Origin of the sequence: Cronobacter sakazakii, from assembly GCF_000982825.1 — a bacterium.
GTDB lineage: Bacteria > Pseudomonadota > Gammaproteobacteria > Enterobacterales > Enterobacteriaceae > Cronobacter > Cronobacter sakazakii.
The window spans coordinates 777,240-793,531 of record NZ_CP011047.1; the positions used below are offsets into that span (position 1 = coordinate 777,240).

11 protein-coding genes, 2 tRNA genes and 2 rRNA genes are annotated in these 16,292 nt (G+C 54.9%); 3 read left to right on the plus strand and 12 right to left on the minus strand.

From position 1 onward, the window contains the following. Nucleotides 1-291 precede the first annotated feature (291 nt). Entirely contained in the window at nucleotides 292-1,767 is a 1,476-nt protein-coding gene (gene ilvC, locus CSK29544_RS03655) for a ketol-acid reductoisomerase (RefSeq protein ID WP_004387272.1), read from the minus strand. A 260-nt stretch (nucleotides 1,768-2,027) separates the two neighbouring features. Between ilvC and ilvY the strand changes: the two genes are divergently transcribed. Next, nucleotides 2,028-2,921, plus strand: coding sequence for an HTH-type transcriptional activator IlvY (gene ilvY / locus CSK29544_RS03660; RefSeq protein ID WP_029039578.1), 894 nt, complete (start codon nucleotides 2,028-2,030; stop codon nucleotides 2,919-2,921). Here ilvY and ilvA read toward each other — a convergent pair. The 6 genes from ilvA to ilvL all read right to left on the minus strand — a co-directional run bounded on the left by ilvA (nucleotide 2,918) and on the right by ilvL (nucleotide 9,467). Beyond that, nucleotides 2,918-4,462 (minus strand): threonine ammonia-lyase, biosynthetic, encoded by a 1,545-nt coding sequence (ilvA, locus tag CSK29544_RS03665; protein ID WP_029039579.1) that lies wholly within the window; start codon nucleotides 4,460-4,462, stop codon nucleotides 2,918-2,920. The genes ilvY and ilvA overlap by 4 nt on opposite strands. 2 nt (nucleotides 4,463-4,464) lie before the next feature. Then, on the minus strand, nucleotides 4,465-6,315 hold the full coding sequence (ilvD, locus tag CSK29544_RS03670; RefSeq protein WP_007892212.1) for a dihydroxy-acid dehydratase: 1,851 nt from the start codon (nucleotides 6,313-6,315) through the stop codon (nucleotides 4,465-4,467). A 64-nt stretch (nucleotides 6,316-6,379) separates the two neighbouring features. Further along, nucleotides 6,380-7,309, minus strand: a complete 930-nt coding sequence (locus CSK29544_RS03675; protein ID WP_007892214.1) for a branched-chain amino acid transaminase — start codon at nucleotides 7,307-7,309, stop codon at nucleotides 6,380-6,382. A gap of 20 nt (nucleotides 7,310-7,329) precedes the next feature. Next, nucleotides 7,330-7,587, minus strand: a complete 258-nt coding sequence (ilvM, locus tag CSK29544_RS03680; protein WP_004387277.1) for an acetolactate synthase 2 small subunit — start codon at nucleotides 7,585-7,587, stop codon at nucleotides 7,330-7,332. Further along, nucleotides 7,584-9,230: an acetolactate synthase 2 catalytic subunit gene (gene ilvG, locus CSK29544_RS03685; RefSeq protein ID WP_007892218.1), complete on the minus strand. Its 1,647-nt coding sequence runs from the start codon at nucleotides 9,228-9,230 to the stop codon at nucleotides 7,584-7,586. The genes ilvM and ilvG overlap by 4 nt, the downstream gene beginning before the upstream one ends. Before the next feature lie 138 nt (nucleotides 9,231-9,368). Next, nucleotides 9,369-9,467: an ilv operon leader peptide gene (gene ilvL / locus CSK29544_RS22415; protein WP_071601137.1), complete on the minus strand. Its 99-nt coding sequence runs from the start codon at nucleotides 9,465-9,467 to the stop codon at nucleotides 9,369-9,371. A gap of 351 nt (nucleotides 9,468-9,818) precedes the next feature. Here ilvL and CSK29544_RS03690 point away from each other — a divergent pair, with 351 nt between their 5' ends. Further along, nucleotides 9,819-11,339 (plus strand): YifB family Mg chelatase-like AAA ATPase, encoded by a 1,521-nt coding sequence (locus CSK29544_RS03690; RefSeq protein ID WP_007892222.1) that lies wholly within the window; start codon nucleotides 9,819-9,821, stop codon nucleotides 11,337-11,339. Nucleotides 11,340-11,418: 79 nt separating this feature from the next. On the opposite strand, the gene CSK29544_RS03695 is transcribed toward CSK29544_RS03690, so the two are convergent. Then, nucleotides 11,419-11,757: a MaoP family protein gene (locus CSK29544_RS03695; protein ID WP_004387280.1), complete on the minus strand. Its 339-nt coding sequence runs from the start codon at nucleotides 11,755-11,757 to the stop codon at nucleotides 11,419-11,421. A gap of 107 nt (nucleotides 11,758-11,864) precedes the next feature. Between CSK29544_RS03695 and hdfR the strand changes: the two genes are divergently transcribed. Then, nucleotides 11,865-12,698: an HTH-type transcriptional regulator HdfR gene (gene hdfR / locus CSK29544_RS03700; protein WP_104669286.1), complete on the plus strand. Its 834-nt coding sequence runs from the start codon at nucleotides 11,865-11,867 to the stop codon at nucleotides 12,696-12,698. 98 nt (nucleotides 12,699-12,796) lie between these two features. Here the strand turns inward: hdfR and CSK29544_RS03705 are convergent. From CSK29544_RS03705 to CSK29544_RS03720, 4 genes are all read right to left on the minus strand, one after another. Continuing rightward, a tRNA-Trp gene (locus CSK29544_RS03705) sits at nucleotides 12,797-12,872 on the minus strand. Between the two features lie 8 nt (nucleotides 12,873-12,880). After that, nucleotides 12,881-12,957, minus strand: a tRNA-Asp gene (locus CSK29544_RS03710). A gap of 54 nt (nucleotides 12,958-13,011) precedes the next feature. Further along, a 5S ribosomal RNA gene (rrf, locus tag CSK29544_RS03715) occupies nucleotides 13,012-13,127 on the minus strand. A 91-nt stretch (nucleotides 13,128-13,218) separates the two neighbouring features. Further along, nucleotides 13,219-16,121: ribosomal RNA gene (locus CSK29544_RS03720) — 23S ribosomal RNA — on the minus strand. Nucleotides 16,122-16,292 lie beyond the last annotated feature (171 nt).

A 16,292-nucleotide genomic window follows, 5' to 3' on the forward strand; every position in this document is an offset into this window, starting at 1 on the left:
TCTGGTGTTGATGGCAGGGAACGTCTCTTTGCGTCACGGCGGGTGCGCGATGCTTACCCGCCCTACAAAACTACGTTAACGCCGCTACATCAAAACGCTGGCGACAGGTGCGCGGGCTTACCCGCCTGACAAAACCACGTTTAACCGTATGTAGGGTGGGTAAGTGAAACGCACCCACCTTTTAATGGCCATGCCTGCGGCGGGTGTGCAGGGCTTACCCGCCCTACAAAACCACGTTTAACCGTATGTAGGGTGGGTAAGTGAAACGCACCCACCTTTTAACAATGCCGATTAACCCGCGACCGCGATACGCTTCATGTCGGTCATATAACCGCGCAGCTTCTGCCCCACTTTTTCAATCTCGTGGCTGCGAATGGCATCGTTAACGTCGCGCAGCTGCGCGTTATCCACCGCGGTGCCTTCTACAGCTTTACCCAGATCGCCCGGCTGCAGTTTGGTCATAAATTCTTTCAGCAGCGGAACGGCTGCGTTAGCAAACAGATAGTTGCCATATTCCGCGGTGTCAGAGATAACCACGTTCATTTCATACAGACGTTTACGGGCGATGGTGTTGGCAATCAGCGGCAGCTCGTGCAGAGACTCATAGTAGGCTGACTCTTCAATAATGCCCGCGGCGACCATGGTTTCAAACGCCAGCTCAACGCCCGCTTTCACCATCGCGATCATCAGCACGCCTTTATCGAAATACTCTTGCTCGCTGATTTTGCCTTCATACTGCGGCGCATTCTCGAACGCGGTTTTGCCGGTCTCTTCGCGCCAGGTCAGCAGCTTCTTATCATCATTCGCCCAGTCCGCCATCATGCCGGAAGAGAATTCACCGGAGATGATGTCGTCCATATGTTTCTGGAACAGCGGCGCCATAATGGTTTTCAGCTGTTCGGAGAGCGCATAAGCGCGCAGTTTCGCCGGGTTGGAGAGACGATCCATCATCAGCGTTATACCGCCCTGTTTCAGCGCTTCGGTGATGGTTTCCCAGCCGAACTGAATCAGTTTTTCCGCATACGCCGGGTCCGTGCCCTCTTCCACCAGCTTGTCGAAGCACAGCAGAGAACCGGCCTGCAACATACCGCACAGAATGGTCTGCTCGCCCATCAGGTCAGATTTCACTTCCGCCACGAACGAAGACTCCAGCACGCCTGCGCGGTGACCGCCGGTGGCCGCGGCCCACGCTTTGGCAATCGCCATGCCCTCGCCCTTCGGATCGTTTTCCGGGTGTACCGCGATAAGCGTCGGCACGCCGAAACCACGTTTGTACTCTTCACGCACTTCGGTGCCCGGACACTTCGGCGCTACCATCACGACGGTGATGTCTTTACGGATCTGCTCGCCTACTTCAACGATGTTAAAGCCGTGGGAGTAACCCAGCGCGGCGCCGTCTTTCATCAGCGGCTGCACGGCGCGTACAACATCAGAGTGCTGTTTGTCCGGCGTCAGGTTAACGACCAGATCGGCCTGCGGGATCAGCTCTTCATAAGTGCCAACCTGAAAACCATTTTCCGTCGCCTTGCGCCAGGAGGCGCGCTTCTCGGCAATGGCTTCTTTACGCAGGGCATAGGAAACATCCAGACCGGAATCACGCATGTTCAGCCCCTGGTTGAGCCCCTGCGCGCCGCAACCCACGATGACTACTTTTTTACCTTTGAGGTAGCCTGCGCCGTCGGCGAACTCATCGCGCGCCATAAAACGGCATTTGCCCAGTTGCGCCAGCTGCTGACGCAAATTCAAAGTATTGAAGTAGTTAGCCATGGTGATACCTCGTGATGTTGTCGTGTCTTATTGTTTGTTTATCGCGTCGTCAAAAGCGACGGTACAGATTTCAGGTTACAGGAAGGCGACGTTTTCGCGAGCCTTGTGCCGCAGGGTTGCGAGCCCGGTCAGAGAAAGCTCTCATCCCTGTGTCCTGAAACAGCGTAAAACCACTATATGACAGGAAATTCGTTGCGGAAATTGATATATTAACAACGTCACATTGCGTTTTATGCAACGTATTTTAAGGAGCCGCTTCTGTGGATTTACGCGATCTGAAAATGTTCCTGCATCTGGCAGAAAGCCGCCATTTTGGCCGTAGTGCGCGGGCTATGCATGTCAGCCCCTCGACCTTGTCGCGCCAGATCCAGCGGCTTGAAGAGGATCTCGGCCAGCCGCTGTTTATCCGCGATAACCGCGCCGTCACGCTGACCGAAGCAGGCGACGCGCTGCGCCAGTTCGCGCAGCAGACGCTGCTGCAATACCAGCAGTTGCGCCACGCTATCGATCAGCAGGGGCCGATGCTCTCAGGCGAACTGCACCTGTTTTGCTCGGTCACGGCGGCATATAGCCATCTGCCACCGATTCTCGATCGCTTTCGCGCAGAGCATCCTTCGGTAGAAATCAAGCTAACAACGGGCGACGCTGCCGACGCCGTGGAAAAGGTCAATTCTGGCGAGGCTGATATCGCTATCGCCGGTAAACCGGAAGCGCTGCCCGCGGCCGTCGCGTTTTCAATGCTGGAGAATCTTAGCGTGGTGCTGATAGCGCCAGCCCTGCCGTGCCCGGTACGTGCTCAGGTTTCCGCACCAGAGCCGGACTGGACGAAAGTGCCGTTTATCATGCCGGATCAGGGCCCGGTGCGGCGGCGCATAGAGCTGTGGTTTCGCCGCCATAAAATCAGCAATCCGTTTATTTACGCCACCGTCGCTGGCCACGAAGCGATGGTATCGATGGTCGCGCTGGGCTGCGGCGTGGCATTGATACCTGAAGTCGTACTGGAAAATAGCCCGGAACCGGTACGCAATCGCGTGCTGATACTTGAGCGCAGCGATGAAAAAACGCCGTTCGAGCTTGGCGTTTGCGCACAAAAAAAGCGGCTGCATGAGCCGCTTGTTGAAGCCTTCTGGAAACTCCTGCCAGGCTACCGTTAACCTGCCAGAAAGAACCGAAACGCCGGGTTGCCGGTTTCATCGTGGCATTCGTAGCCGAGTTCGTTGAGCCGGGTTTCGAAACCCGGCTCATGCTCGCCGAGCTCAAAGGCAGCCAGCACACGACCATAGTCGGTACCATGGCTGCGGTAGTGGAACAGCGAAATGTTCCAGTGCGTACCGAGCGTGTGCAGAAAACGCAGCAGCGCGCCTGGCGCCTCCGGGAATTCAAAGCTATACAGCCGCTCGCGTAGCGGCCGCGAGGGGCGCCCGCCGACCATGTAGCGGACATGCAGCTTCGCCATTTCGTCATCCGAGAGATCCACCACGCCATAACCGTCGCGGGTGAGTTGCTCAATGATCTCATGCCGCTCTTCCATACCGCGGCTGATCCGCACACCGACAAAAATGCAGGCGTCTTTCGCGTCGGCAAAACGGTAGTTAAACTCCGTGACCGCACGTCCGCCCAGTAACTGGCAGAATTTCAGGAAGCTGCCTTTCTCCTCCGGGATCGTCACCGCCAGCAGCGCCTCGCGCTGTTCCCCAAGCTCACAACGTTCAGAGACATAGCGCAGCCCGTGGAAGTTCACGTTGGCACCGGAGAGCACATGCGCCAGACGCTCGCCGCGAATATCATGCTGCGCGACATACTTTTTCATACCCGCCAGCGCCAGCGCGCCGGAAGGCTCCGCTACTGCGCGGACATCTTCAAACAGATCCTTCATTGCCGCGCAGATAGCATCGCTATCGACGGTGATGATGTCGTCAAGATACTCCTGACACACACGGAACGTCTCGTCGCCGATGCGTTTCACCGCCACGCCTTCCGCGAAAAGCCCGACGCGCGGCAAATCAACTGGCTGGCCAGCCTCCAGCGCCGCTTTCAGGCAGGCGGAATCAGCCGCTTCGACGGCGATCACTTTGATCTGCGGCATGAGTTGTTTGATCAACACCGCGACGCCTGCCGCGAGACCGCCACCGCCGACCGGCACAAAGACGCGATCGATATGCGCATCCTGCTGGAGCAGCTCCAGCGCCAGCGTTCCCTGCCCGGCGATCACGGCCGGGTGATCGAACGGCGGCACATAAGTAAAGCCCTGCTGCTGCGAAAGGGAAATCGCATGGGCTTTCGCCTCGTCGAAATTCGCCCCATGCAGTAATACTTCGCCGCCAAAGCCGCGTACCGCATCCACTTTGATATCCGCCGTGGTGACCGGCATGACGATGAGCGATTTAATACCCAGACGCGACGCCGAAAGCGCTACGCCCTGCGCATGGTTGCCCGCAGAAGCGGTAATCACGCCACGCGCTTTCTGCTCGCCGGTGAGATTCGCCATCATGGCGTAAGCGCCGCGCAGCTTAAAGCTGTGCACCGGTTGACGGTCTTCGCGCTTCACCAGCACCACGTTATTTAACCGTGCCGACAGCTTCTCCATCTTTTGCAGCGGCGTGACCTGCGCCACTTCATAGACCGGAGAGCGCAGCACAGCGCGCAGATATTCCGCCCCGCAGGGGGCGGCAGAAAGGGGTTGCGACTCGGCCATCATCAGCCTCCCAGCTTCGATTTATCGCGTACCGCGCCTTTATCGGCACTCGTGGCAAGACTTGCGTAAGCGCGCAGCGCGAAGGAAACCTGACGCTCACGGTTACGCGGCGTCCAGGCATCTGCGCCCCGGGCCTCTTGCGCTTCACGACGCGCGGCAAGCTCTTGATCGCTCACTTCAAGCTGAATGCCACGATTCGGGATATCAATCGCAATCATATCGCCGTCTTCAATCAGCGCGATGTTGCCGCCGCTCGCGGCCTCTGGCGAGACGTGACCGATAGAAAGCCCGGACGTACCGCCAGAGAAGCGGCCATCCGTGATAAGCGCACAGGCTTTACCGAGGCCCATCGATTTCAGGAAGCTGGTCGGGTAGAGCATCTCCTGCATACCCGGCCCGCCTTTCGGCCCTTCGTAGCGGATCACCACGACATCGCCCGCGACAACTTTACCGCCGAGGATGGCTTCTACTGCATCGTCCTGGCTTTCATAGACTTTCGCCGGGCCGCGGAATACCAGGCTGCCTTCATCAACACCCGCCGTTTTTACGATGCAGCCATTTTCCGCGAAGTTGCCATACAGAACGGCAAGGCCGCCATCCTGGCTGTAAGCGTGTTCCAGTGAGCGGATGCAACCGTCCTGACGGTCATCGTCCAGCGAATCCCAGCGGCAGGATTGCGAAAACGCCTGCGTGGTGCGAATGCCTGCCGGGCCTGCACGGTACATCTCTTTTACCGCGCTATCCTGTGTGAGCATGACGTCGTACTGCTCAAGCGTCTGCGAAAGCGTCAGGCCCAGCACGTTATTCACGTCACGGTTCAGAAGACCGGCGCGGTCCAGTTCGCCGAGAATGCCGATAACCCCGCCCGCACGGTGAACATCTTCCATATGGTATTTCTGCGTGCTGGGCGCGACTTTGCACAGCTGAGGTACTTTGCGGGAGAGACGGTCGATATCGCTCATCGTGAAGTCGATTTCCGCCTCTTGTGCCGCCGCCAGCAGATGCAGAACGGTATTGGTGGAACCGCCCATCGCGATATCAAGCGTCATGGCGTTTTCAAACGCCGCTTTGCTCGCGATATTACGCGGCAACACGCTGGCGTCGTCCTGCTCGTAATAGCGTTTGGTGAGCGAAACGATACGTTTACCCGCGTTGATGAAGAGCTCTTTGCGATCAGCATGGGTCGCCAGCAGCGAGCCGTTGCCCGGCTGCGACAGACCCAGCGCTTCGGTCAGGCAGTTCATGGAGTTAGCGGTGAACATACCGGAGCAGGAACCGCAGGTTGGGCAGGCGGAACGTTCTACCTGATCGCTCTGCTCATCGCTGACGTTCGGGTTCGCGCCCTGGATCATCGCATCGACCAGATCGAGTTTGATTATCTGATCGGAAAGTTTGGTTTTACCGGCTTCCATCGGACCGCCGGAGACAAAGATCACCGGAATGTTCAGACGCAGGGAGGCCATCAGCATCCCTGGGGTAATTTTGTCGCAGTTGGAGATACACACCATGGCGTCCGCACAGTGGGCGTTCACCATATATTCAACGGAGTCGGCAATCAGCTCGCGAGACGGCAGTGAATAGAGCATGCCGCCATGTCCCATGGCGATACCGTCATCCACCGCGATGGTATTGAACTCCTTCGCCACACCGCCAGCCGCCTCGATTTGCTCCGCAACCAGTTTGCCCAGATCGCGCAGATGCACATGGCCCGGTACAAACTGAGTAAAGGAGTTCACAACCGCGATAATTGGCTTGCCGAAATCGGCATCGGTCATTCCCGTGGCGCGCCATAAGGCGCGGGCACCCGCCATATTGCGGCCGTGCGTGGTGGTGGCAGAACGGTACTTAGGCATGCTTTTCACTCCAGTCTCTACAAAAGCCGGGCGGCTCAGGCCGCCCGTGCAGGTGTTATTGTGTTTACGGGTTAACCTGGTCCAGCCAGCCCCATTTATCTTCTGTCTCGCCGGTGAACAGGCCAAAGAATGCCTGCTGAACGCGTTTGGTGACCGGACCACAGCGGCCTTCGCCTACCTGAATACCGTCTACGCTGCGCACCGGTGTAATTTCCGCCGCCGTACCGGACATAAACACTTCATCCGCCAGGTATAGGGATTCACGGGAAAGCACCTGCTCACGGACTTCGATGCCCATATCTTTGGCAAGCTTGATGATGGCGTCACGGGTAATGCCTGGCAGCGCGGAAGACGTAAACGGCGGGGTGTAAATGACGCCATCTTTCACTTCAAACAGGTTTTCGCCTGCGCCTTCTGAGATATAGCCGTGAACGTCCAGCGCGATACCTTCCTGATAACCGTGACGACGCGCTTCGCTGCCAACCAACAGAGAGGAAAGGTAGTTACCGCCCGCTTTGGCGGCTGTTGGAATGGTATTAGGTGCCGCGCGGTTCCAGGAAGAGACCATCGCGTCGATGCCCTGATCCAGCGCTTCCGCACCTAAATACGCGCCCCACGGGAACGCAGCGATGATGACGTCTGTCTTGTAGCCCTCAGGCGGGTTAACACCCATACCGACATCGCCAACGAACACCAGCGGGCGGATGTACGCGCTGGTGAGTTTGTTTTCGCGAATGACCTGACGGCAGGCTTCCATTAACTCATCAACAGACTGGCTAACCGGGAAGCGGTAAATCTTGGCGGAATCACGCAGGCGCTGCATATGTTCACGATGGCGGAATACCACCGGCCCTGTGTGCGAGTCGTAGCAGCGGATCCCTTCAAAGACTGATGTACCGTAGTGCAACGCATGAGACATGACGTGAACTTTCGCCTCGCCCCAGGGAACCATCTCGCCGTTGAACCAAATGTAATCAGCTTTTTTCGTCGTCATTTTTCTTCTTCCTTTTGCGCTCAGGCGCGGATTTGTTGTGATGTGGGTTGCTGGATCTCGACGCATGCGACATCGACCAGTTTGCTTAGCTGACTAAACAGTAATTCGACTGGGCGAGGGCTGGCAACGGTCAGCTCAATATTTATATTTTCCGCATTAGCGCCGGTCGCCATATTCATGGCGCAAATTTGAAAACCACGGTGACGCACCACGCGCAACACACGTTCCAGGGTTTCCGGGCGAAAGCGAGCCTGTACGGCGAGTTGATGTTGCATCATGATATTTTCTCCAGCATTTGTGAGTTGCTGGCGCCAGGAGGCACCAGAGGCCAGACGTTTTCAGCTTCATCGATTGAAACGTGCAGCAAGTAGGGACCTTCGCTGTTGAACATGGTCTCCAGCGCGGCTGCCACCTGGTCTTTACGAGTGATGCGCTGACCGGCAATACCAAAGGCGCTGGCCAGCGTCAAAAAATCAGGGTTATCAGACAGATTTGTTTCGCTGTACCGCTCTGAGAAGAAAAGCTGCTGCCACTGGCGCACCATGCCCAGACGCTGGTTATCCAGCAGAACGATTTTGAGCGGCAGTTGCTTGCGTTTCACGGTGCCCAGCTCCTGAATATTCATCATGAAGGAGCCGTCACCGGTTACACAGATAACGGTATCGCCAGGGCGAGCCACCTGCGCGCCGACAGCGGCTGGCAGGCCAAACCCCATGGTGCCGAGACCGCTGGAAGTGATGAAGTTTTCGGGGCGGCTGAAGCGCATGTGCTGCGCCGCCCACATTTGATGCTGGCCTACATCGGTGGTCACCACGCTGTTTACCGGCTTGCGGTCCGAGAGCTGCTTTAACAACAGCGGGGCGAAAATGCTCTCACCCGGATGATCGTAACGCCAGTCATGTTCGCGTCGCAGCGCGGCGACGCGCTCACGCCAAGCGTCGATAGCCATCGGGCGTTGCAGCGCGGGTAATAATGCATTGAGGTCACCTTGCAGCCCTACGTGCGCCTGACGCAGCTTATTCAGTTCCGCCGGATCGATATCCATATGGATAACTTTGGCGTGGGGAGCAAAAGTATTGAGCTTGCCGGTGACGCGATCGTCAAAGCGTGCGCCAACCGCTATCAGCAAATCGCACTCCTGCACCGCCAGGTTCGCGGCTTTAGTACCGTGCATACCCAGCATGCCGACATACCACGGATAGCTCGCTTCTACAGCGCCAAGCCCTTTCAGCGTGACCGCGCAAGGGATTTGCGTTTGCGCCATAAATTCACGCACCGCAGGCACCGCCTGCGCCATGCCGACGCCACCGCCGACATAGAGCATGGGCTTTTCAGCCTGGCTCAGCAATGCACGAGCCTGCTCAAGCTCCGCCTGCGGTACGGCAAACGTGTCTTCAACACTGGAAAGCCACGGCTCAAGCTCACCGCTTGCCAGCTGAATATCTTTAGGAATATCGATCAGTACCGGGCCTGGCCGCCCCGAATTCGCCAGATGAAAAGCCTGGGACATGATTTCTGGCAGCTCGTCCAGAGACGTTACGAGGAAGCTGTGTTTGGTGCAGGCAAGCGACAGACCGAGTACGTCAACTTCCTGAAAGGCATCGGTACCGATAAGCGGCGCTGCGACCTGGCCGGTGATAGCCACAACGGGAACCGAATCCAGCAGCGCATCCGCAAGGCCTGTTATCAGGTTGGTCGCGCCCGGGCCGGAAGTAGCAATACATACGCCGGTTTTACCGGTGGCCCGCGCATAACCGATGGCCGCCATTGCTGCGCCCTGCTCATGCCGACACAGTAGGTGTTCCACGCCGCCGTCGTATAACGCATCATAAACCGGCATTATCGCCCCGCCCGGATAGCCAAATACGGTATCCACTCCCTGAGCTCGCAAAGCATGTACCACCCACTGCGCACCATTCATAGTTAGTTCCCCGCCTTACAATGCGGACAACAGAATTTTATGCTACTACTCATTCTCTGTTCCTCGCTTAAGTTTTAGGTCATAAAAAAACCCCCGGACCTTTCGGTGCGGGGGTTTTCGATGATTCAGGCTTGATTTCTAAGCCTTTCTTCTTCCGAGTGCAGCCCCGCACGGTGGGTTAATAATCACCACCACGCTAATCACGACCAGGCTAATCACTAGTAGAAGGGTTGTCATTTCTGTATGCACTTACGTCATTTTCGAAGGAATACCTAAAGAGTTATCACAGAGAACAAAGCTGTGACAAGAAATATTTATGACGTGACACTACAATACATTCAGCAAATCTATTAAAACCCAGCGTAATCAACCGGTAACGCGCATTGAAAATTTTTCAGGATTTTTCGCCATCGCAATGATAAGCGCAATGCCTTTTCGAAGGGTGATTACGCTTTTGCGAGAAGTCTCGTGTAAATTGAGAATTTGCAATTTTTTACTCTAAAAGGTTGCTATCTGCACCGAAAAAACACGAAATTCAACTCGATATGGCACCTCATTCTGACGATGATTTTGCTCTCAGGAGGAGTTATGTCGTTATCAGTTATTCATACCCGTGCTGCGCTTGGGGTTAAGGCGCCGCTCGTGACAGTTGAAGTACATATCAGCGCCGGGCTGCCCGGCCTGACTATTGTCGGCTTACCGGAAACCACCGTTAAAGAAGCCAGAGATCGCGTACGCAGCGCGCTTATCAATAGCGGTTATGAATTTCCGGCTAAAAAGGTAACCATCAATCTGGCACCGGCGGATCTACCTAAAGAAGGTGGGCGATATGATTTACCTATCGCCATCGCGCTTCTGGCCGCCTCTGAGCAATTGAGCGCATCCCATCTTGGTGAATATGAATTTGTAGGTGAGCTGGCGCTTACAGGCGCGCTGAGAGGCGTTCCCGGCGCAATTTCAGCCGCCATTGAGGCTCTGGGTTGTAAAAGGAAAATTATCGTCGCGCATGATAATGGCCCTGAAGTAGGACTCATCAATAAAGAGGGTTGCCTTGTGGCTCAACATCTACAGGAGGTCTGCGCCTTCCTGGAAGGAAAAACACAGCTGGAATGCGCTGAGCCATCCGGCTTTAAATTCAGAGAGCCGGCGGGAGATCTGGGCGAGGTTATCGGTCAAACACAGGGAAAGCGCGCGCTTGAGTTAACCGCAGCGGGTGGGCATAACCTGCTTTTTATTGGGCCCCCTGGTACAGGTAAAACCATGCTTGCCAGCAGACTCAATGGGTTACTGCCGCCTCTGAGCGACCAGGAGGCGTTGGAGAGCGCTGCGATACTCAGCCTGGTCAACCCTGTCTCTTTACACCATCAATGGCGTCAGCGTCCATTCAGGGCCCCTCACCATAGCGCATCGCTTAACGCCATGGTGGGCGGAGGAGCAATTCCTGCGCCAGGAGAGATCTCACTTGCCCATAACGGCGTGCTTTTTCTGGATGAATTACCTGAGTTTGAACGTCGCGTACTGGATGCTTTACGCGAGCCGATTGAATCAGGGCAAATCCATCTTTCACGAACCAGGGCGAAATTAACCTATCCCGCGCGTTTTCAGCTTATTGCTGCCATGAATCCTAGCCCGACAGGGCACTACAAAGGCAATCACAATCGCTGCTCACCGGAACAAACGCTGCGCTATCTTGGACGGCTTTCCGGGCCATTTCTAGACAGGTTTGATCTCTCCCTTGAAATCCCGCTTCCCCCGCCGGGTATGCTTAGTCAGGCAGGACAGACCGGTGAAAGCAGCGCGCAAGTAAGGGAACGAGTCATTGTTAGCAGAGAGCGTCAGTTTGCACGTCAGGGAAAACTCAACGCCATGTTGGATAACCGGGAAATACGTCAGTTTTGTGTGCTTAGTCCGGAGGACGCGCAGTGGCTGGAGGCAGCATTAATCAAACTGGGGTTGTCGGTTCGCGCCTGGCAGCGTTTACTTAAAGTGGCACGCACAATTGCAGATTGTGAACAGAAACAAAGGATTAGTCGTGAGCATCTTCAGGAGGCACTGAGCTATCGTGCAATAGACAGGATGCTGGCCCATTTACAGAACATGATGGCGTAGCGCTCATGAAAACTTTCAGCACACCCCACGCAGACAGCAAGCGATACATAAAACAATGGGGCTTACGCCCCATGAGTAATTAGTCATCCGTTTCCACGAAATCATCCATCCCTTCCATTTGCGGCTTGCCGCCGGACAGGGTATGAAAACGCTTGGGACGTTTGATGCGGGTCATGTATTTAGACCACACGCGTTCTGCTTCAGTAGCAGGTTCGCGAATACCGCGACAGACTTCAACAAACTGTTTTTCTTCAGCAGTCACAGGCTCACGCTTGCCGAGATCCAGTTCATTAAAGGCATAGCCGTGACGCTCAAGCAGCTGTGCTTCTTTAATGGTGAAATCGCCATGGCGAGAGAACCCGCGCGGATAATATTTGTTGTCGAAAAATCGATTAGTCGTCGTAAAGCTTTCCGCCATCCTACACGCTCCTAATTCTCTTGGCCGAGCTATTTATGGCGCGGAGTATTAGTTACGCTTGACAGAGTGTAAAACAAAACATTTAAATCATTACGACAAATTTTTTTGTGGAGAAGGATGTGGATACCGACTTGCTGAAAACCTTTCTTGAAGTCAGCCGAACGCGCCATTTTGGCAGAGCGGCCGAAGCGCTGTACCTGACGCAGTCAGCGGTGAGCTTTCGCATCCGTCAGCTGGAAAACCAACTGGGTGTTAATCTTTTTACTCGTCATCGCAATAACATACGCCTGACGGCTGCGGGCGAAAGGCTTTTACCGTATGCCGAAAACCTGATGAATATCTGGCAGACTGCACGCAAAGATGTTGCGCAGACATCACGGCATAATCTCTTCTCTATTGGTGCCAGCGCATCGCTCTGGGAATGTATGCTCTCAGGGTGGCTGACAAGGCTTTATCAGGAAAAGAGTGGAATGCAGTTCGAAGCACGTATCGCCCAGCGTCAGTCTCTGGTGAAACAGTTGCATGAGCGTCAGTTAGACCTGCTTATTACTACTGAAGCACCCAAAATGGATGAATTCTCCAGCCAGCTACTGGGACATTTTGCGTTGGGCCTTTACTGCGCGCTGCCAGATCAGAGTAAAAGTAGTCTTCATTATTTACGACTTGAATGGGGGCCTGACTTTCAGCAGCACGAAGCAGGGTTAGTTACGCCAGAAGATATTCCCGTACTGACAACCAGCTCCGCTGATATCGCCAGAAAAATGCTGCCGGAGCTACACGGCTGTACCTGGTTACCGGTGAATTGGGTCAAAGAGAAAAGTGATTTACATCCGGTGGTGGATAGCGCAACGCTATCTCGTCCACTTTATGCTATCTGGCTGCAGAACAGTGATAAAAACAATAGCATAAAAGATCTCTTAAAGATCCCAGTTATTGCTTAGCGTTCTGCGATTAATTGCAAAGGAAAGATCGGGCAGAAGGGGGATATTGTGCGGAAAAAAGATAAAAAAAATCCTTAGCCGAAGCTAAGGATAATTTCTGGCAGGGGCGGAGGGACTCGAACCCCCAACACCCGGTTTTGGAGACCGGTGCTCTACCAATTGAACTACGCCCCTAAATAGGGTGGCGGAACGGACGGGACTCGAACCCGCGACCCCCTGCGTGACAGGCAGGTATTCTAACCGACTGAACTACCGCTCCACCGAATTTCTTCACACCACCGGATTATCGTTCCGGCTTACTGCTTAATTTGATGCCTGGCAGTTCCCTACTCTCGCATGGGGAGGCCCCACACTACCATCGGCGCTACGGCGTTTCACTTCTGAGTTCGGCATGGGGTCAGGTGGGACCACCGCGCTACAGCCGCCAGGCAAATTCTGTTCCGTTCACCGCTTCCGCCATGAACGTTTATCCGTCACAAGCTGAATTGTCTCTCAACACGCCAGACTTCTTTGGCGTTGTAAGGTTAAGCCTCACGGTTCATTAGTACCGGTTAGCTCAACGCATCGCTGCGCTTACACACCCGGCCTATCAACGTCGTCGTCTTCAACGTTCCTTCAGGAGACTTATAGTCTCAGGGAGAACTCATCTCGGGGCAAGTTTCGTGCTTAGATGCTTTCAGCACTTATCTCTTCCGCATTTAGCTACCGGGCAGTGCCATTGGCATGACAACCCGAACACCAGTGATGCGTCCACTCCGGTCCTCTCGTACTGGGAGCAGCCCCCCTCAATTCTCCAGCGCCCACGGCAGATAGGGACCGAACTGTCTCACGACGTTCTAAACCCAGCTCGCGTACCACTTTAAATGGCGAACAGCCATACCCTTGGGACCTACTTCAGCCCCAGGATGTGATGAGCCGACATCGAGGTGCCAAACACCGCCGTCGATATGAACTCTTGGGCGGTATCAGCCTGTTATCCCCGGAGTACCTTTTATCCGTTGAGCGATGGCCCTTCCATACAGAACCACCGGATCACTATGACCTGCTTTCGCACCTGCTCGAGCCGTCACTCTCGCAGTCAAGCCAGCTTATGCCATTGCACTAACCTCCTGATGTCCGACCAGGATTAGCTGACCTTCGTGCTCCTCCGTTACACTTTGGGAGGAGACCGCCCCAGTCAAACTACCCACCAGACACTGTCCCCACGCCAGATTATGGCGCCAGGTTAGAACATCAAACATTAAAGGGTGGTATTTCAAGGTCGGCTCCACGCAGACTGGCGTCCACGCTTCAAAGCCTCCCACCTATCCTACACATCAAGGCTCAATGTTCAGTGTCAAGCTGTAGTAAAGGTTCACGGGGTCTTTCCGTCTTGCCGCGGGTACACTGCATCTTCACAGCGAGTTCAATTTCACTGAGTCTCGGGTGGAGACAGCCTGGCCATCATTACGCCATTCGTGCAGGTCGGAACTTACCCGACAAGGAATTTCGCTACCTTAGGACCGTTATAGTTACGGCCGCCGTTTACCGGGGCTTCGATCAGGAGCTTCTCTTGCGATAACCCCATCAATTAACCTTCCGGCACCGGGCAGGCGTCACACCGTATACGTCCACTTTCGTGTTTGCACAGTGCTGTGTTTTTAATAAACAGTTGCAGCCAGCTGGTATCTTCGACTGACTTCAGCTCCACCCGCAGGGGCTTCACCTACATGTCAGCGTGCCTTCTCCCGAAGTTACGGCACCATTTTGCCTAGTTCCTTCACCCGAGTTCTCTCAAGCGCCTTGGTATTCTCTACCTGACCACCTGTGTCGGTTTGGGGTACGATTTGATGTTACCTGATGCTTAGAGGCTTTTCCTGGAAGCAGGGCATTTGTCACTTCAGCACCGTGGTGCCTCGTCATCACGCCTCAGCCTTAACTTTCCGGATTTGCCTGGAAAGTCAGCCTACACGCTTAAACCGGGACAACCGTCGCCCGGCCGACATAGCCTTCTCCGTCCCCCCTTCGCAGTAACACCAAGTACAGGAATATTAACCTGTTTCCCATCGACTACGCCTTTCGGCCTCGCCTTAGGGGTCGACTCACCCTGCCCCGATTAACGTTGGACAGGAACCCTTGGTCTTCCGGCGAGCGGGCTTTTCACCCGCTTTATCGTTACTTATGTCAGCATTCGCACTTCTGATACCTCCAGCATGCCTCACAGCACACCTTCGCAGGCTTACAGAACGCTCCCCTACCCAACAACGCATAAGCGTCGCTGCCGCAGCTTCGGTGCATGGTTTAGCCCCGTTACATCTTCCGCGCAGGCCGACTCGACCAGTGAGCTATTACGCTTTCTTTAAATGATGGCTGCTTCTAAGCCAACATCCTGGCTGTCTGGGCCTTCCCACATCGTTTCCCACTTAACCATGACTTTGGGACCTTAGCTGGCGGTCTGGGTTGTTTCCCTCTTCACGACGGACGTTAGCACCCGCCGTGTGTCTCCCGTGATAACATTCTCCGGTATTCGCAGTTTGCATCGGGTTGGTAAGCCGGGATGGCCCCCTAGCCGAAACAGTGCTCTACCCCCGGAGATGAGTTCACGAGGCGCTACCTAAATAGCTTTCGGGGAGAACCAGCTATCTCCCGGTTTGATTGGCCTTTCACCCCCAGCCACAGGTCATCCGCTAATTTTTCAACATTAGTCGGTTCGGTCCTCCAGTTAGTGTTACCCAACCTTCAACCTGCCCATGGCTAGATCACCGGGTTTCGGGTCTATACCCTGCAACTTAACGCCCGGTTAAGACTCGGTTTCCCTTCGGCTCCCCTATACGGTTAACCTTGCTACAGAATATAAGTCGCTGACCCATTATACAAAAGGTACGCAGTCACCCTCTTACGAAGGCTCCCACTGCTTGTACGTACACGGTTTCAGGTTCTGTTTCACTCCCCTCGCCGGGGTTCTTTTCGCCTTTCCCTCACGGTACTGGTTCACTATCGGTCAGTCAGGAGTATTTAGCCTTGGAGGATGGTCCCCCCATCTTCAGACAGGATATCACGTGTCCCGCCCTACTCATCGAGCTCACAGCCTGTGTGCCTTCGTGTACGGGGCTGTCACCCTGTATCGCCGGCCTTTCCAGACCGTTCCACTGACACACAAGCTGATTCAGGCTCTGGGCTGTTCCCCGTTCGCTCGCCGCTACTGGGGGAATCTCGGTTGATTTCTTTTCCTCGGGGTACTTAGATGTTTCAGTTCCCCCGGTTCGCCTCGTTAGCCTATGTATTCAGCTAACGATGATGCACCGAAGTGCACCGGGTTTCCCCATTCGGACATCGCCGGTTATAACGGTTCATATCACCTTACCGGCGCTTTTCGCAGATTAGCACGTCCTTCATCGCCTCTGACTGCCAGGGCATCCACCGTGTACGCTTGTTCGCTTAACCTCACAACCCGAAGAAGTCTTCGTGCTGCGAGTTTGAGAGACTCTGACACACCGCGCATTTCTTATTACGGAGAAATGCAGCAGCATGTCTGTTTCAATTTTCAGCTTGTTCCGGATTGTTAAAGAGCAAATATCTCAAACGTGACTTTACAGTCAGTTTTGAGATATCAAT